This is a genomic window from Shewanella sp. SW24, from assembly GCF_025653395.1.
Classification (GTDB): Bacteria; Pseudomonadota; Gammaproteobacteria; order Enterobacterales; family Shewanellaceae; genus Shewanella; species Shewanella oncorhynchi.
Map to the genome: position 1 here is coordinate 73,527 of NZ_JAKKSH010000015.1, position 19,052 is coordinate 92,578.

12 protein-coding genes are annotated in these 19,052 nt (G+C 45.5%); 8 read left to right on the forward strand and 4 right to left on the reverse strand.

The genetic code is table 11. The features are described from left to right. Position 1: 1 nt before the first annotated feature. On the forward strand, positions 2-2,224 hold the full coding sequence (locus L5M17_RS13750) for a putative metalloprotease CJM1_0395 family protein (protein ID WP_263148134.1): 2,223 nt from the start codon (positions 2-4) through the stop codon (positions 2,222-2,224). A gap of 154 nt (positions 2,225-2,378) precedes the next feature. Here the strand turns inward: L5M17_RS13750 and L5M17_RS13755 are convergent, their stop codons facing one another. From L5M17_RS13755 to cmoA, 4 genes are all read right to left on the reverse strand, one after another. After that, entirely contained in the window at positions 2,379-3,287 is a 909-nt protein-coding gene (locus tag L5M17_RS13755; RefSeq protein ID WP_113940376.1) for a LysR family transcriptional regulator, read from the reverse strand. A gap of 203 nt (positions 3,288-3,490) precedes the next feature. After that, positions 3,491-5,353, reverse strand: a complete 1,863-nt coding sequence (locus L5M17_RS13760; RefSeq protein ID WP_263148136.1) for a M3 family metallopeptidase — start codon at positions 5,351-5,353, stop codon at positions 3,491-3,493. A 295-nt stretch (positions 5,354-5,648) separates the two neighbouring features. Continuing rightward, complete coding sequence (gene cmoB / locus L5M17_RS13765) at positions 5,649-6,641, reverse strand: tRNA 5-methoxyuridine(34)/uridine 5-oxyacetic acid(34) synthase CmoB (RefSeq protein ID WP_263148138.1); 993 nt, start codon at positions 6,639-6,641, stop codon at positions 5,649-5,651. Further along, positions 6,638-7,369, reverse strand: coding sequence for a carboxy-S-adenosyl-L-methionine synthase CmoA (gene cmoA, locus L5M17_RS13770; RefSeq protein ID WP_006081747.1), 732 nt, complete (start codon positions 7,367-7,369; stop codon positions 6,638-6,640). The genes cmoB and cmoA overlap by 4 nt, the downstream gene beginning before the upstream one ends. A 150-nt stretch (positions 7,370-7,519) precedes the next feature. On the opposite strand from cmoA, the gene L5M17_RS13775 reads away from it, so the two are divergent. The 7 genes from L5M17_RS13775 to L5M17_RS13805 all read left to right on the forward strand — a co-directional run bounded on the left by L5M17_RS13775 (position 7,520) and on the right by L5M17_RS13805 (position 18,924). Next, positions 7,520-10,330: a transporter substrate-binding domain-containing protein gene (locus L5M17_RS13775; RefSeq protein WP_263148140.1), complete on the forward strand. Its 2,811-nt coding sequence runs from the start codon at positions 7,520-7,522 to the stop codon at positions 10,328-10,330. 184 nt (positions 10,331-10,514) lie between these two features. Then, complete coding sequence (gene aspS, locus L5M17_RS13780) at positions 10,515-12,293, forward strand: aspartate--tRNA ligase (protein ID WP_212600979.1); 1,779 nt, start codon at positions 10,515-10,517, stop codon at positions 12,291-12,293. 313 nt (positions 12,294-12,606) lie between these two features. Continuing rightward, complete coding sequence (locus L5M17_RS13785; protein WP_263148142.1) at positions 12,607-13,350, forward strand: YebC/PmpR family DNA-binding transcriptional regulator; 744 nt, start codon at positions 12,607-12,609, stop codon at positions 13,348-13,350. A 103-nt stretch (positions 13,351-13,453) separates the two neighbouring features. Beyond that, complete coding sequence (gene ruvC, locus L5M17_RS13790) at positions 13,454-13,975, forward strand: crossover junction endodeoxyribonuclease RuvC (protein ID WP_006081743.1); 522 nt, start codon at positions 13,454-13,456, stop codon at positions 13,973-13,975. Further along, a complete protein-coding gene (gene ruvA, locus L5M17_RS13795) occupies positions 13,972-14,589 on the forward strand; it encodes a Holliday junction branch migration protein RuvA (RefSeq protein ID WP_263148144.1) in 618 nt (205 codons plus the stop codon). The genes ruvC and ruvA overlap by 4 nt, the downstream gene beginning before the upstream one ends. 47 nt (positions 14,590-14,636) lie before the next feature. Continuing rightward, positions 14,637-15,641 (forward strand): Holliday junction branch migration DNA helicase RuvB, encoded by a 1,005-nt coding sequence (ruvB, locus tag L5M17_RS13800; protein WP_028759854.1) that lies wholly within the window; start codon positions 14,637-14,639, stop codon positions 15,639-15,641. A 745-nt stretch (positions 15,642-16,386) separates the two neighbouring features. After that, entirely contained in the window at positions 16,387-18,924 is a 2,538-nt protein-coding gene (locus L5M17_RS13805; protein ID WP_028759855.1) for a TonB-dependent receptor plug domain-containing protein, read from the forward strand. Positions 18,925-19,052 lie beyond the last annotated feature (128 nt).

Here is a 19,052-nt window from a genome sequence, read left to right on the forward strand (position 1 = left end):
CATGTCGGTTGTGGCGCTATCACCTAAGGTTGGAGCGCCATCCTCTTCATTTTCGGCACATGATAAGATGCTCAGCTCGAATCTAAGCCAGAGTCAAAGCCAGAGTCACGCTAATAGCACTTATCAAGGAGCCAGCGCTCACACAGCAGGCTCCTCAAAAATTGAAGCGAGTGGTGTCCATGAACTACAGGTTACTGGAACTTCATTTGCTCCAGTTCAAGCCACGCCTATTACTTCATTAGCTGCTAACGTTTCCCAATCTCTCCACTCATCACCGAATGTGTCTTTTGCTGCTTCTAGTGCTGTTTCATCAACTGCAGCACCTGTACTTCCTGTACTGAATGGTGCAAGCCAAGCACCCAAGATCGATCCTTTTTCCGTACCAACGCCAAGGAGCAATCCTCAGGTAAATACGTTAAATGATCGAGCGAGCTTACATGCCGATGCAAGTTTTAGTTTGTTAACAGGACCAAGATCCATTTCTGGTATACGCGGGGGACAGATTACGACACCTATTTCTACTCAGATATTTTCGCCTGTCGCGGGTACGAGTAACAGCGGACTTGGGGTAAATTCCTTGGCTACAATAAGTCCAAATCTCAGTGTAACGAGCAATATTCCCGTTGATATTTTTACGCCTCTGAGTCCATCAATTGGTACGAGTGGTACTGATATTCCTGCTTTCAATCCATCAAGCACGGGTGATGTTTCTCCAATAATGCCTGATTTAGCTACTGTGTTTGGACCACAAACTGTCTTTACTGGAACTGCGTTAGTTGATCCCACTACGTCCGATTCTGCAATCAACAGTTCTGTAAATAAGAGTGCTGTAAATAAGAGTGTAGCAACGAGTGCAGGGCCTGTTGGCCAGTCAAACTCTGCGCAAGCCGTAGATCAATCCGCTAGCAGTGATGTTGCTCAACCGACTGTGTTAGAGCAATTTACTCAAGTTTTCGGTGAAGCTCAGGCTCAAGCTGGTCCTGTAGATGCTCCTGCGACAGCTTCTAACCCAGATGATAGTCAACAAGTCTTAGCTGCTGTCTTTGCCCCAAATGATAATCAGCTTGAAAAGCAAGTACAGGAAGAAGAATCGCGGAAACAGCAAATAGCAGCAGCGGAAGAGGCAAAGCAGCAATCACTGGTTCAGCAGGCTCAGGAACAAGAGATACAAGCCCAAGAAAAAGCGCAGGCTCAACAGCAACAGCAAGTCGATGAACTTAAAACTCGAGATTCAGAGGTTAAAGCCCATGAGCATGCCCACGCAACCGTCGGAGGACAATACGCTCAGAGCCCGAGTTTTAAGTATGAAAAGGGTGCTGATGGCCAACGTTACGCCACCGATGGGGAAGTGCAGATTGATGTCTCTCCAGTGGGAGGCGACCCGCTTGCAACGATAAACAAAATGAAGCAAGTTTATGCCGCAGCAATGGCTCCTGTTGACCCGTCATCAGCGGATATCCGTGTTGCCGCGGAAGCCTTGCAAAAAATGAATGAAGCTAAGGTGATGCTGGCAGAGGAGCGACAAAAACAAATTGTTGACTTGCAAACGGCTCAAACATTAATAGACGCAGATGCACAAATCAAAGAGTTGCCACCGTTAGAAAAACATACACCTGTAGTGACGGGAGACGTTGATGAGTCCGGTAATATTGCTCAGCCCCAAGAGGCTGTATTCACCCCCGCCTCTACTGCGCTTGATAAGCTAAAACAAGCGATCGAGGCGCAAACGGTCAACACGAGAGTCATTGATACTGGTTCGAAAACCTCTTCTGATATCAGTGACTCAGTCACTACATCGACCACAGTGGAAACGATTGAACCACCGACCGCAACTTTAGCATTTGGAGAAGCTTCAATTTCTGCGGATTTAGCGACGGGCTTTATCTCAAAATCCGATAGTACTGCTACTGCAAGCCGTTATTATGCCGCGGTTGCACAAGCCAGTGCTGGACCTTCAGCTCGTGTCGATATGACGTCGCAAGCCAATATTCAGCCTTCTTATCTGGCATCTTCAAATGATCTGCTTAGCAATTTGCAATCTACGGATGTTTTGTCCGCAAACGATGTAAATGAGCAGTCTTCAAATATCAGTGCTAGCGCGAATACGAATGTGTCTTTGCAGAGCGAGTTATATGTGAAGGATGACCTCTTACAGGAGACGGGATTTATTCAGCCGCAATATTTGGGTTATCAACAAGCGCGCTATGTCGACTTTAGTGTGTAAGATTAGGTTTTAAGCTTTAACTATTTCCATGATTCGCTTTTCATTATCTTTTTCGAAACAACTTCTCAGCGCCACTAAGAACTAAGCATTTAATCAGCAGTTGGCATTTATCGTTTTGCTCACTCGAATTGATAACTCGTTTGGTATCTTGCTGTTAATGACTATTCGTCGTTTCAATTCCATGCTGTTTTAAAATCAAGGAAGCAAGCAGTTTTGATGCAGGCCCTTGTTGATCCCTATTAGGGATAACTAAACTCAACATGATGCGACGTTTTTGGCTACCCTCAAGATGTAAACGTACTAGATTACCCGAAGCCAATTCTTCTTGGACTAAGAAAGAGGGGATCCAACAGAAACCAATACCTTGATTTAAAATGACTTTAGCTTCATGGAAGTTAGAGACTGTCCAGCGCTGCTCAGCTTTGAGCCAGCCTATGTCGATATTGGATTGCACGCCGGTATCTTTGATCACTAACTGTAAATATTGTGCCAGTAGTTTATCGTCTTCAATTGTGCCTAAGTCAGCGAGTGGGTGATTTGGATGACAGACGAGGTAGAGTTCTTGTTCACATAAGGGTTCGGATAAATACCCTTTAGGCGGCACCCCTGCACAGATAGCAATATCGACTTTACTCTGCAGAATGAGCTCCTGAGTGCCAGTAATCACAGAATCTAGCATGATGATTCGAGTGCCACGACTGTGGGGCAGAAACGCATTGAGGGCACACACTAAGCTTTCCATCGGATAGATAATTTCACGGGCAATCGTGAGTGTCGGCTCCCACCCTTGTTCGAGATTACTCGCAAGTTGTTCTAACTCGTTGACGGCTTGGGTGACATGCCGTGAGCGGCGCAGCAGCACTTCGCCCTGCGGGGTGAGATAGGCTTTACGGCCTTTGACTTCGAGTAGCTCGATACCTAACTGATGCTGTAATTTGGCAACGGCATGGTTAAGTGACGATTGACTCTTGTTGAGTTTTTCGGCCGCTTGGGCATAGCCGCCAAAATCGACCACCGCTTGCAAAATACGCCATTGTTCTAAGGTAGATTTAGCTCGAGTCATTATAATCTCAAAAAAACGATAGATTGAGGCTTATAGTGGCCACTTCTTACGACTTTTTCAATTAAATATCATAGAGTCAGTCATTCTCACGACATATAGATAGTTATGTCGCGCTAAGTTATTAAGGTGATAGAGAGGCTAATCATGACGATTTTCAGTGTTTGCGCCCGAGCGAGTCACAAACACATCCTAAGCATTCACACTTAAAACGCACAAGAACCTGTTGCGTCGAAAGCTTGATTGTTGGAATTGTCAGCATGTTCTGAAGCGGCGCTATTTGAAATTCTTTGGATCAGTGCAGCACTATTAACGGGGGCGCCAATGACCACTTTTAATTGGTCACTGAAGCTTAAAGCGTCTTCATTGATGACTAATACATTGAATAATTTGAGTTTGTCTCGGCAGTTGAATGTGGATTGATCTATCAGCCTGGCTAGCGATGCTTGCCAGAGTAATTGGTAGTAGAGCGGTCCTTCGTTGGCGATAGCATTAAAGCTGTAGGGATAATCCTTGGTTTGCGGCCAACCTTGGCCAAAGCTGGCACTAAACTCTGCAGCGAGATCGGGATAGACTTGTGAATTTGCGTCTTGGTAAAAGTTAACTGCAACCTTAGCTCGAAAAACTTTGAGCTGTTTCGAATAAGCTTTAGCTAATGTTTCACGCTCCTGTAAATAATCTTGTTCAAACTGCGGAAAGAGTTGATGCCGCAGCACTTCAGCTAACCAGAGACTCACTACAAAATAGCTATCCTGACTCTGCCCCATGGCATTGTTGAGGTAGAAATGACTCGCTTTAGCAAGGGAAGTGACAGCCTCTGCGATGGATTCGGTTAATTGCTCAATGTCTTTGTAGTTACTCAGCTGTGGTTTGAGATCCAACGCTTGTTGTCCAAATTGCTGGCCGAGTACACTTTGACGCAATGTCTGCTGTTGACTACCTTGCTGTGGATTTGGGTTATACGCCACATAGATTTCACCTAACAATCTTTGCTGGTGGTAGACCCTGACGATATGTGGCCGATTGGGATCGGCAGGTATTTTATCGACCTTAGCGGTTTCTATGGTCTCAAAGTGTAAACCAAACACTTGCAGATAAGTAAAGCTGCGACTCAAGACGTCAGAAGTTTGCCATGTCGGCCCCTTGGCTGATGCTTGTTGTGACAGGGTTCGCCCAATATCCCAGGGAGCCACTTGCAGATCTTGGGTTTGGCTATCAAGAAAAGCTTTGACTAATTCAGGGGACGATAACTGCTGCGAACTAAGCACTAATGCGCTGTAATCGGTAAAGCCTGCAGCAGTGGCGGCTTGTTGGCGCTGCTCAGCAATTCGCTCTAATGCCGTTTGATTGGTTTCACTGGCTCTGACTTGGTAGGCCTGCCATACATTTTGGCGACATACGGCGTTTTCCTGCGTCAGTAAGTAACTGACGATAGTGCCAGAAAAGTCGCTCTGCTTTGAATTGTCGGGCTTCGGCTCATCACTTTTATCACCTTTTTTATGCAGATGATGTTGCTGCTGAGTCGCTTCGGGTTGGCATTGGCTGTCATTGAAGGCAAGATTAAATTGCTGGCTGCCTAACCCTTGGCCTATGCTGGCTTGCGCTGTATGTAATTTCGCTTTTTCCTCGGCGCTCCAATGCTGTTGTAGTAACTGTTTAAGCTGTTGGCTCAGCAGTATTTGTTCTGTATTGCCTTGGGCTAAGGCGTAGGCGAGTTGGCTCAATTCAGTTTGGCTGAGAAGTTGCGATAGGGTGTCGGCGAGGTGTAGCTGGCATTGCAGTAGACCCTCGCGTTCCTCACTCGGTAAGTTAAACCCACGGTAATAGTTGAGCCTGTCGTTGATATTATTAAGCCCTAACATCTGTTGCTCAAAAATAAGCGCGCGCTGGGCCAAGGTTAATTCAGACGCAGTTAAACGCGCATTGGCGAACACAGTCGCGAGATCAATACTTGGCAAACGCAGGCATTGTTCAACTAAAAGGGGAACAGGGCTTGGCGCCGCATAGGCGGCATTCGTAACATAAAGGCTCAAGCCAAACAGGCTAACCAGTAAAGTGGGTTTTAACATGGGTAATGTGTTCTGCATCTGTGATGGAATGAGTTAACTTTGACTTAGTATCCAATTGAGTTAGCTTCAAGTCATTGTTATGCATGAAACCCTGTTCTGTTATGGATGTCAACGATAAGGGTGGGAGTCGCAAATGTATTGCTATTCAAGGAAGGAGTTACACTGAGCTGCTGAACACCTACAGATTCCAGATGTACTAGAGGAATGGTGTTCTTTCTGCTTTTGATATCAGCCATCACCAACTCAAACCCTGAGGACGTAATGACTGATATTCGCTTACTTCAGACTGAAAAGGTTAGTTTAAATCCTGATTAGGCTGATTTTTCACCGCGATAATCGTGGCGCGTTTGGGCGCAGGATAACCTTCAACCGTTTTGGTGATGTCGTTAGGATCTAGGTATTCAACCAGTGATTCGTTGGGCATCCAGTCGGTACGGCGTTGCTCGGCAAGGGCAGTGACATCGGTATCGACACAACGGATATCAGTGAAATCACACTTTTTTAACCATAGCATGAGCGCGGCAACGGACGGAATGAACCATACATTATTCATTTTGCCATATCTATCTTGAGGCACGAGTACGGCATTTTCGTCGCCATCTATCACCAAGGTTTCTAGCACGAGCTCACCACCGGTGCGCAATTGATCACGCAGCTGTAACAAGTGATCGATAGGCGAACGTCTGTGATACAAAACACCCATGGAGAAAACCGTGTCAAATGCATCGAGCGGTGGCAGCTCTTCAATACCCAATGGTAACAGGTGTACAGGGTGATGTGTGCCCGCTAAACGTTTGATGGCTTCAAACTGACATAAAAACAACGGCGAAGGGTCGATACCGACGACACGTTTGGCACCTGAGCCCAACATGCGCCACATGTGATAACCACTGCCGCAACCGACATCGAGCACAGTGCGGTTTTTCAGCGGCGAAATATGTTGCTTAACGCGGTCCCATTTCCAGTCACTGCGCCATTCGGTATCGATGTGGATGCCATGAATGTGGAAGGGGCCTTTACGCCATGGCATAAACAAACGCAGCAGGTTTTCAAGCTTCTCTTTTTCGCCTGGGCTGAGTTGCTCGCCGCTACCGACGGTCACGCTATCAACAAAATCCACTTGGTCGGGTGCTGGATAGTGCAGCTTGTTGAGCACTTTTTCCCACTTTGGCAGGTTGCCGTGTTTATGATCTCGTTGCCACTTGCCTAAAATGCTCGGCAGGGTTTCGAGCCAGTGCTGTAGATTCGAATCGGCGATTTGTTGGTAAAATGAGCTAAAGCTGATCACTTGATGGCCACCATAGAAGCAAAGTTAAAGCATTGGAACCAGAGACTAAAATGGCTAAAGCCTTGGCTGGTGAGTCGTTGTTGATGCGTGGTTAAGGTGTCTGGCTTCATGACATTTTCCAGCGCACTGCGTTTTTGGCTGATCTCAAGTTCGCTGTAACCATTAGCGCGTTTAAAGTCTAAATGTTGCTCTTCCAATAGGGTTTGGATCGGGGCATCTTCGAAGCGAATTTTTTCTGACAGCACTAATATCCCGCCGGGATTCAGACCTTGATAAATCTTTGCTATCAGGGTTTCTCTGTCTTCTGGCGGTAAAAACTGCAATGTAAAGTTGAGTACCACCAATGACGCATTTTGAATATCGATATCGCGAATATCACCGCAAACCAGATCGACATCCGTATCGCTGACATAGGCATTCAGGTTCTCTTGGCAGCGTGCGACCATAGATTCACTGTTATCTACAGCAATAATGCGACATTGGCGGCCTTGGATTTGGCGACGAATACTTAAGGTCGCGGCACCGAGTGAGCAACCCAAATCGTAAATTTGAGTATTTGGCATGACGAAACGATCTGCAAAATCGCCTATGGTATTGATAATTTGCGTATATCCAGGCACTGAGCGGCGGATCATGTCACTGAATACGCCTGCTACACGGTTATCAAACTGGAAATCGCTAATATGCTCGCTCGCTTGAGCGTAGATAGTGTCTTGAGAAACGTTCATCTGAGATTTTTCATGGGAATTCAACTGCGCATTTTAACGAATCAGAGTGATTAGCAGCAAGTCTCATGCTAGTAATTTGCGATAAATTTTTGTCTAATACTTAATAGATAACAAAATCGTTACATGTACATCAAGTACTAAGGGCTCAACTTGAAGTTTGTGATCCACTTAATTGTGATCTTGTGCAGCTGTTTTTTGAGCATAACGGGGCAGGCAAGTCCGTTGTCCTCTGAGCCATTAATCATCGTTATGGGTGAGGATAGTTTTCCCTATCAATATGTCGACAACGATGGCGAGCCGACTGGATTACTGGTTGACTTATGGAAAGAGTGGGCTAAACAAAGCCATACCCAAGTCGTTTTTGTGGCGCGCCACTGGCATGAGTCCCTTGATCAACTGCGGCAAGGTAAGGCGCAAGTGCATATCGGCATGGGGAAAACCCCAGAGCGAGAGCAAGAATTTGATTTTGCAGTGCCCATTGCGGATGTGGGCACTTTTTTGTATTTGCATAAATCCTTGCAGGGCAAAAAATCCATCAAAGAACTGATCCCCTTTCAAATTGGTGTGGTAGCGGCTTCATCCCATGAAGCGGAATTACACCGTATCGAACCGCAGCTTGTGTTTAAACGTTACGAAAGTCGTGAGAAATTATTGGCAGGGGTCGCCGCGGGCGAGATCGTAGTGTTTGCGGGGTTAGAAGGCTATTTGAAAGATCCCGACTCATCCCAAGAGATTGCCGCAAACTTTCCCAATACTGCCCGCCTTCAAATTAAGGGGATGCAGTTTGTACCCGCAGTTCAAAAGGGCAATCTTGCATTAGTCGATAAAATCAATAAAGGTTTCACTGCGCTTGATGCGCACTTTATTCAGCAAACGGAGCGACGTTGGCTTGGCTATGAACGTCAACAAGCTGGACTCGTTATTTCGATGCAACTGGGCGTCGAGCCTTTTGTGGACCTAGGGGTCGATGGTTTACCCCATGGTTTGTATGTGGACATGTGGCAGCTTTGGTCTGAGAAAACGGGTATTGCCGTTGATTTTATTTCTGGTGATATGAACTCCAGCGTGGACGATGTTCGTCGTGGTCTCGCCGATGCCCATATAGGTTATCCTGAAAGTGATGATGTTAAAACGGGCCTTACTCAGGCTTGGCATTTATATACGGTGAAGAGTCGACTCTTTCTCTATCAGCAACAGTTAATCGATTTAGACAGCTTAAAAGGTAAACGTATTGGTGTGGTGCCGACAGCGCCTTATTTGGTGGATTTGCGTAAAGCATTACCCCAAGTGTCACTGCGTTATTACGACAGTATGGATGCCATGGTGGCGGGGGCGAGGTCTGGAGAAGTTGTCGGTTTTATCGCCGCGGGTGCATGGACATCCCATTATTTACTGCTCAATAAAGGCTGGTCTGACTTTAGCCAGTATCCTGATCTCGAATTTAGCACCAACATTTATGTGCTGACCCGTAGCGATGATGCAGGCCTTACACAGAGGATAGCCAATGGGTTTAACAGTATTAGCAATCAAGAATTTGCCGAGATTGAACACAAATGGATGCTCAATCCTAAAGATCATGTTTTTACCCAAGCTGAGCGTCATGTCAGCTTAAGCCCCGCTGAGCAGGCCTATGTGGAAAGTGTAGGCGAACTTAAAGTCGGTTATCTAAAACAATGGCCACCGATGGAGTTTATGGATGAACAGGGTGAGTTTGCGGGGATCAATAGCGATATCGTCAAATTACTCAAGGAACAACTCAAACTTAAGCTTACGCCAGTTGCCTTTGATGATTGGCATTCGTTAATCGAGGCGTTGCAAAAGGGCGAGGTGAGTTTAGCTGGCAGTGTCGCGCAAACGGCGGAGCGCCAGCAGCGTTTAGCGTTTAGTGAAGCCTATTGGCCATCGCCGTGGGCCTTAGTGTCGCAACTGGAACAAGTCTCGGTTTTTAATATTGCTCAGCTCGCAGGTCAAAGGGTGGCCGTGGTTGAGGGATATCATTTAGTGGCGCAATTGATGAGTCTGGAGCCTTCGCTCAAGTTAGTCATAGTGCCAAATACGCAGGCCGGATTAGCGGCCGTGACGAATGGCAATGCGGATGTGTTTATCGATAAAGTGGTGACTTTAGCTTCTGAGCTTAAAACCAGCCACTATCCGACATTAAAAATGTCGCTGCTCAGTGATCTCGCCGATCAACACAGTCATATTGGTGTTTATCCTCAATTTGCGCCGCTGGTGCCGCTAATTAACAAAGCTTTGGCTTTGGTTGATGCTCAACATCAGCAAAAAATATATACGCGCTGGGTGTCATTTTCTGTGGCGACAGAGAGTGCTAAATATCTGCAATGGCTGCGTTATATCGTGTTTGGCGTGATAATCTTGTGTTTAGTGATGGTGGCTGTGCTGTTAGTGAATCGACGTTTAAATCGTGAGATCACCCAGCGATTGGTGGCAGAAAAACGTTTGCTGCATGTGGCTAATCATGATGCTTTAACTCAGTTGCCCAATCGTGCCTTACTTGATGACAGACTAACCCAAGCTTTGCTATCTCATCGCAGAGAACAGGCACATTTCGCTTTGTTATTCATCGATCTCGATGGTTTTAAACAAATCAATGACCAACACGGTCATCCCATTGGCGATGAATTATTGGTACTGGTCGCCCAAAAGTTAACCAAGGTTATCCGTGGCTCAGATACCGTTGCGCGATTTGGCGGCGATGAGTTTGTTATCCTGCTAAATCGTGTGCAAGATCTCGATGCCGTTACCCAAGTTGCTGATAATATTCTACAGGCACTGTCGAGCCCTTTGCTTATTCAAGGCGCCAGTGTCAGCATAACCGTCAGTATTGGCGTGGTGATTTACCCCCGCGATGGTGACACAGCCATCGGTTTATTGAAAAAAGCCGATCAACTGATGTACCAAGCAAAAAGTAGCGGCGGGCGTTGTTATCGCTCAGCTTGATGTTTTTTTGAACGCTCATGCTCAGATAGTGCGTTCGCCTCTAGTCAAGGGCGTAAAACTGTTTGATACTTCACCGCCTAAGTGTGAAGTACTTTGGTAATCGGCATTATTTTACTATAATGCCGCTTTTATCTCGTTTTGATTATTTCCAAAGCACCGGTTTCCGGATAAAGGATAGAGTTAGATGCGCAGTCATTATTGTGGAGACGTCAATAAGTCTCACGTTGGACAAGAAGTTACCTTGGTAGGTTGGGTTAATCGTAGCCGTGATTTGGGTGGCGTTGTCTTTTTAGATTTAAGAGACAGAGAAGGTCTCATCCAAGTGGTCTATGATCCAGACTTACCTGAGGTGTTCAATGTCGCCAGCACGCTGCGCGCCGAATTTTGCGTTCAGGTCAAAGGCTTAGTTCGTGCCCGTCCTGATAGCCAAGTCAATGGTCAAATGAAGACGGGTGAGATTGAAGTCTTAGGTCAAGCCTTGACGATTATCAACGCTGCCGATCCACTGCCATTGAGCATGGATAACTACCAGAACAACAGCGAAGAGCAACGTCTTAAGTATCGTTACTTAGATTTACGTCGCCCAGAGATGGCGCAGCGTTTAATGTTCCGCGCTAAAGTGACCAGTTCTGTGCGTCGTTTCCTCGATTCAAACGGTTTCTTAGACATAGAAACCCCGATCCTGACCAAGGCTACCCCAGAAGGTGCCCGCGATTATTTAGTACCAAGCCGTACTTATAAAGGTCAGTTCTTTGCCTTGCCACAATCACCACAGCTGTTTAAACAGCTGCTGATGATGTCAGGCTTTGATCGTTACTATCAAATTGTAAAATGCTTCCGTGATGAAGACTTACGTGCCGACCGTCAGCCAGAATTCACCCAAATCGATATCGAAACCTCATTTATGACGTCCGAGCAAGTGATGGCGAAGACCGAAGAGATGATGCGTGGTCTGTTCCTTGAAATGCTGAACGTCGATCTCGGCGAGTTCCCGCGCATGACTTACAACGAAGCGATGCGTCGTTTTGGTTCAGATAAGCCAGATTTACGTAACCCATTAGAGCTGGTGGACATTGCCGATTTACTCAAAGAAGTCGAATTTGCGGTATTCTCTGGTCCTGCGAACGATGAAGAAGGCCGTGTTGCTGCACTGCGTATTCCGGGCGGTGCTGCGCTGTCTCGTAAGCAAATCGATGATTACACTAAATTTGTTGGCATCTATGGTGCTAAAGGCTTAGCGTGGATGAAGATTAATGACCTAAGCCTTGGCTTAGAAGGCATTCAATCACCTGTGCTAAAATTCTTAAACGAAAGCATAGTCAATGAAATCGTGAGCCGCACTGGCGCGCAAACTGGTGACATAATCCTGTTTGGTGCAGATCAGGCGACTGTGGTTGCCGAATCTATGGGCGCACTGCGTCTTAAAGCGGGCGAAGATTTCAGCTTATTGCAAGGTGAATGGCGTCCACTGTGGGTAGTTGACTTCCCAATGTTTGAGAAAATCAACGGCAACTTCCACGCGGTTCACCATCCGTTCACCGCACCGCGTGGCGTCACGGCAGCTGAACTTGAAGCTAACCCTGCAAATCGCGTTTCTGATGCTTACGATATGGTATTAAACGGCTGCGAATTAGGCGGTGGTTCAGTGCGTATCCACAACCAAGAAATGCAGTCTGCGGTATTCCGTATTCTGGGTATTACTGACGATGAAGCTAAAGAGAAATTCGGCTTCCTGTTAGAAGCGCTGCGTTACGGCACACCACCACATGCAGGTTTAGCGTTTGGTTTAGACCGCATCATCATGCTGATGACGGGCGCAAGCTCAATCCGTGATGTGATGGCGTTCCCTAAAACCACCACTGCCGCTTGTCCGCTGACTAACGCGCCTGGTTTTGCCAATCCGCAGCAATTAGCTGAACTGGGTATTGCCGTGGTTGAGAAAGCTGTTAAAGCTGAAGACTGATCTTTTGTAAGAGGGCTTTGTAAGGCGACTTTTGTAAATCGACCTTATTCAAATCGACATTATGTAAATCGTTTTAGTGTAACTCGTTTTTGTGTAAGTCGATTTGGGTTAACCCTTGTCAGTTATTTTAAGTCGTACCGAAAACCGAGGCATGAGCCTCGGTTTGTTTTAGTGAACCGTCATTCCACTGCTTATCAATATCTGTTAGTTCAATCCTTTAAGTAAATAGCCGTTATTTAGTCTCATTCCACCTTCGGCTCTTGATAAGCTTTGTGATGGCACCTAGATGATACCTAAGTAGAGGAGACTTCCCATGGCAGGTCACAGTAAATGGGCCAACATTAAGCACCGTAAAGCGGCTCAAGATGCTAAACGCGGTAAACTCTTTACTAAATTCATTCGCGAGTTAACCGTTGCAGCCCGTGAAGGTGGCTCAGATCCCGACTCCAATCCACGATTACGTGTCGCCATCGATAAAGCCCTCGGTGGTAATATGACCCGAGACACGGTTGAGCGTGCGATTAAACGCGGCGCCGGTGAATTAGAAGGCCAGCAACTCGAAACCATTCTCTATGAAGGTTATGGCCCAGGCGGCACCGCTGTGATGGTTGAAACCATGACGGACAATCGTAATCGTACTGTGAGTGGTGTACGTAATGCGTTTAGTAAATCGGGCGGTAACTTAGGCACGGATGGGTCGGTTTCTTATCTGTTCACTAAGCGTGGGGTGTTATCCTATGCGCCGGGAACCGATGAAGATGCATTGATGGAAGCGGCGCTTGAAGCGGGCGCGGAAGATATTGTCAGCTATGATGGTGCTGTGGATGTGTTTACTGATCCCGTTGATTTCTATACGGTGAAAGAGGCGCTCGATAACGCCCATTTTGTGGCGGATAATGCCGAAATCGCGATGATAGCCTCGACGAAAGCTGAGCTTGATCTAGAAACCGCCGAAAAATTTATGCGCCTTATCGACACCCTTGAAGATCACGATGATGTGCAAGAGGTGTATCATAATGCGGAAATCTCCGATGATGTGATGGCAAGCCTAGGCTAGATTGACTGTGAGCTGAATTGGGGCGTCAATTGATGCCCATTTCAGCTCGCAAACGCTAACGTAGGAACAGGGACGCAAATGTAGATCCCAAATAAGGTATTGAATGGCAATTATTTTAGGTGTTGACCCAGGTTCACGGATCACAGGCTACGGCGTGATCCAATGTCAGGGACGGCATCAGATTTACCTCGGCAGTGGCTGTATTCGCACTTCGTCTGAAGAGCTTCCTGGTAGGCTAAAGCAAATTTTTGATGGGATCACTGAGATTATTCGTCAGTATCAACCGGACGAATTTGCGATTGAGCGCGTATTTATGGCAAAAAATGCCGATTCTGCGCTCAAGTTAGGCCAAGCACGCGGCGCGGCCATTGTTGCTGCCACAGTCGCCAATTTACCTGTGGCCGAATACAGTGCGACTCAAATTAAGAGCGCAGTCGTGGGTACGGGGCGAGCACAGAAAGCCCAAGTACAACACATGATCCAACAACTACTTAAATTACCCGCAGCCCCACAAGCTGACGCCGCAGATGCACTCGGAGTTGCTGTGTGTCATTATCACACCAGCCAGAGTTTAATTGCATTGAGTGGCCGGGCAACGGCAAGAACATACGGACGGTACAGATGATAGGTCGTTTACGGGGCGTGCTCGTTGAGAAACAAGCACCAGAAATTTTGATCGATGTTAACGGTGTTGGTTACGAGTTGCAGATGCCGCTTACTAGCTTTTATGAGCTGCCTGAAGTTAATCATGAAACTATGGTCTACACCCACTTTGTGGTGCGTGAAGATGCACAGCTTCTCTATGGTTTTATCACTAAGCAGGAAAGGGCGTTATTTCGCTTACTGATCAAGACCAATGGTGTCGGTCCCAAGCTTGCTTTGACCATTTTATCAGGCATGACAGCCGCAGAATTTGTGGGTTGCGTTGAGCGCGATGATATAGTGACCTTAGTGAAATTACCCGGTGTTGGCAAGAAGACCGCCGAGCGGTTACTGGTAGAAATGCGCGATAAGCTCAAGAGCTTGATGGAAGCCTCCGCAGGCTCAGAGCGTGAGTTCGTGCTGCAATCCAATTACTCACCCACACCGACAGTCAATAGCGCCGAAGAAGATGCTATTTCAGCTTTAATTTCGCTGGGTTATAAACCACCGCAGGCGAGCAAATCGGTTTCTGCAGCCTACAAAGAGGGCATGGATTCAGAAACCCTGATCAAAGCCGCCCTTAAATCGATGCTTTAATTGAACAATGATGATAATTAAGATGAAAGCTGCGATAAGGAATAACAATGATTGAGGCAGACAGACTCATCCAGCCGCAGATCCAAGCTCAAGATGAATCCATCGACAGGGCAATGCGCCCTAAAATGCTCGATGAATACACGGGTCAAGATGACACTCGGGCACAGCTTAAGGTGTTTATTCAAGCGGCAAAGAATCGTAATGAAGCCTTAGATCATATGTTGATTTACGGTCCGCCGGGATTGGGTAAAACCACCTTAGCCATGATTGTTGCGAACGAGATGGGGGTGAACATTAAATCCACCTCGGGGCCTGTGCTGGAAAAAGCGGGAGATCTCGCCGCACTTTTGACCAATCTCGAATCCGGTGATGTGTTATTCATCGATGAAATCCACCGATTAAGCCCAGTGGTAGAAGAGATTTTGTATCCAGCGATGGAAGATTACCAGCTGGATATCATGATAGGTGAAGGGCCAGCGGCACGTTCTATCAAGCTTGATTTACCGCCGTTTACTCTAGTGGGCGCGACAACACGGGCAGGGGCTTTGACTTCACCACTTCGGGCGCGTTTTGGGATCCCGCTACGGCTTGAATTCTATAACATCAAAGATTTAAGCACCATAGTCACGCGTTCGGCGCAGGTGATGGAACTGGATATTGATGCTGAAGGTGCATTTGAAATCGCACGCCGTTCACGTGGTACACCACGGATAGCTAACCGACTGCTTCGCCGCGTGCGGGATTACGCGCAGGTGAAGCATGATGGCGCTGTCACTAAGTTTGTTGCTGACCATGCACTAGACTTGCTGGATGTCGATAATGAAGGTTTTGATTACATGGATCGCAAGTTACTACTCGCCATTATCGATAAGTTTATGGGTGGCCCAGTTGGACTCGATAACTTAGCAGCAGCCATAGGCGAAGAACGCGAAACCATTGAAGATGTGCTAGAGCCCTTTTTGATCCAGCAAGGTTTTATCCAACGCACGCCCCGCGGCCGTATTGCAACCGCACGGGCATATCAACATTTCGAATTGATCAAACCCGAGTAATCATCATTTTGATGATACAGACTCTAAGAGGCGACCTAAGTGGTCGCTTTTTTTATAAAGAAAATTTGTCCTTGAATGTGGTCCGTATGAGATGTAAGTCATTTATTTAAGAATAAGAAATAGGGAGTGTTTAGAGGGATTGGAAGCTAATACTTATATTTAAAATTAATATGCAAGATCAGTAACAAATAGTCATTTCAAAGACGTGTAGAATTATTTGTACCTTAATTGTTAAACCATAATTTTAGACGTTGTTAAAATGCATAATTAGCACAATTGATACATAGTGTATCTCTGTTTTAATGCAATTTATCTATGTTTATCGGTATTTTAGCGCTTTGGCTATCGGTGGATATTGCTAGATATGCAGATTTAACAATAGTTAATCAATACACTGTTCTTCTAGATAACTTTAATAAGGATTAAAAAGTGTGATCCGCATCACATTTTTTAATGTGCAAAATGTTGCATTCATGTTTCTTATTAACAGTCTTAAAATCTGCTTAATATCCACATCTTGGTGATTAACTCTGTATAAGTGTGGTAAATAAGGGTATTAAAAAATAGCATTCAAATTAATTAACCAAATAAATCACAATAATTAACAATTTGTTTTTGTTGGTTAAAATTTTGAGCATTGACGGAGTTAAAGTGAATCCTCAGTATCAGGTGCAACACTAGTACAGCAATAGCTGTACAAGCTGTAAGCATAAAAATAATAGTAAGATCTAGGGAGCATTCATACATGATCAAAAGAACTAAAGTAGCGTCAGCTATTAACTTAGCTATCGTTGCATCTATCACTACTGGTGCATTTGTTACGTCAAGCGCATTTGCTGCTGAAGAAAAAGCAAAAGTTGAACGTATTGAAGTGACAGGTTCACGCATTCAACGCCAAGATATGGAAACAGCATCTCCTGTGACCGTTATTGATGCTGCTGCGATTAAAGCGGAAGGTTTTACTTCTGTTGACCAAATGCTGCAAGTACAGACTTCGATGGCGGGTGCGGCAATTGGTTCAACAACAAACAACGGTGCAGACGGTGTTGCACAAGTTGATTTACGTGGCATGGGTTCACAACGTACGCTTGTGTTATTAAACGGTCGCCGCATGGTGAACTCTGGTTCCGGTGCTAACAGCTCTGTGGATTTGAACTCTATTCCAGTCGCTATGATTGCACGTGTTGAAATTCTGAAAGACGGCGCTTCAGCTGTTTACGGTTCTGATGCGATTGCTGGTGTAGTGAATATTATCACTAAGAAAGACTTTGAAGGTTTCCAGCTCGATTTTAACGGTAGTGGCACTGACAAGGGTGACGGTAAAAATGGCGACGTAAGTGCACTATACGGTTTCAATACCGATGGTGGTAATTACACCTTTGGTGCTGCTTTTTCTGACCGTCGTGGCGTGATCCAAGGTGACCGTGATTGGACTGAACCTGGTGCAAGTTCATTTATCCCTGAAGGTACTTTAGGCGGCAAGATTAAAGATGCCAATGGCAACTGGGTAGACCGTTCATACGGTTATGATTTTACCCAAGATAGTTACTATCAAACACCAAGTGAACGTCGTAGTTTATTTGCTAACATGACTCAAGAGTTAGGTAATGATGTTGTGTTAACTGCAGATGCTATTTATACCAACCGTCGTTCTAACCAGCAAATGGCTGCTCAACCCGCTGATCTTATGCTAAATGTTTGTGGCGCGGCGGGCGTTCCAGCCGGAGCTCCATGTGTAACGCTTGATAGCGGCATGATCGCAGCAGGTATTAAAGCCGATGATAAGGGTTTAGTTAACTATCGTCGCCGGACTAACGATGTAGGTCCTCGTATTTATACTCAGGATACTGATACTTGGCGTTTATCAGGTGGCTTAGCGGGCACCTTAGATGTTCATACTGGTATGAACTGGGATGTAACCTACACCTATGGTAAAAACCAAGCTAAAACTGCAGTAGATAATTCTATCAATGCATCAGATATGCTTGATTCGATCTATGCAAATCCTAATGCATGGTTTAGTGGCACCCCATTAACACAGCAAATGATTAACGAAATCGGTTATTCAGAGCAAGCAAATGGTGGTAATGAGCAACAAACACTTTCTGCTGGTTTAAATGGCGAATTGTTTGATTTAAAAGCAGGTGCCGTTGGTTTTGCGATTGGTGCAGAATACCGTCGTGAAAGTGGTTTTTATAATCCTGATCCTGTAGTTGTTGCTGGTGAAAGTACTGCTGCTCAACAAGACCCTACAGATGGTAACTATAACGTTATTTCTATTTTCCAAGAAGTAAGTGTGCCTTTCACTGAGAAATTAACGGGTGAATTTGCGCTACGTTTAGATGATTACTCTACTTTTGGTAAAGCAACCACTTGGAAGATTGGCTTAACTTATGCAGCAACGGATGAGTTAATGGTTCGTGGTGTAGCGGCTACTGGTTTCCGTGCTCCAAGTGTTGCTGAATTGTATGGTGGTAACTCAGGTTCGTTTGATTATTTAGATGATCCATGGGGCAATGCTCAAGATCCACAAATTTTAGTAAATCGTACATCAGATCCAGATTTAAAGCCTGAAGAATCAGAGTCTTATACGGCTGGTTTAGTGTATTCGCCAAGCTATCTTGATGGTATGTCTGTGACTTTGGATTACTGGAGTTTCAAAGTTGATAACGCGATTGCACGTATGGACACTCAAGCAGGTCTAGATGCATGTCATAGATTCCAAGTAGATGGCGATGCAACAGGTGCAGCATCTTGTGAAATTTTCAATATCGGCGCTAATGGCGATTTAGATAATTTAACGAATGCTTTAACTAACGTGGGTACACAAGACACGAGTGGTGTAGATTTCAACTTAGCCTACAGCTTTGAGCTTATTGGTTTAGATTGGAAACTAAACAATGACACAACTTACTTAGTTAACTTCGAGCAGGATGGTGAAAGCTATACTGGTACTATTGATGGTAACTTTGGTGCTTATGCCCGAGTTCGTAACAACTTTAGCTTGTCAGCGGGTCAAGATGATTGGAGTGTTATGTACTTCAATCGTTATATCGGCGGAATGACAGATCTAGCTCAAGGTACTGATGTAGACTCAATTTTGTACCATAACATTTCTGGTACTTATCATATCAATGATATGACGACTGTCAGTTTAGGCGTTAAGAATTTCACTGATGAAAAACCAGTTACTGTTTCTAACGGTAGCGATGGTGGTACAGTTCCACAAGTATATGACACAGTCGGCCGCGTGATTTACGGTGGTGTAACTGTTAAATTCTAAGCTAAGTTCAGACTCTTAGTTTCTAAAAAGCGCCTTAGGGCGCTTTTTTATTGGGAGTTTATGAGATGATTTTAGAGTCGCTAATCATCAGTTGATTGGTTGTTAATATCGTATTTTGTTCACAGTTT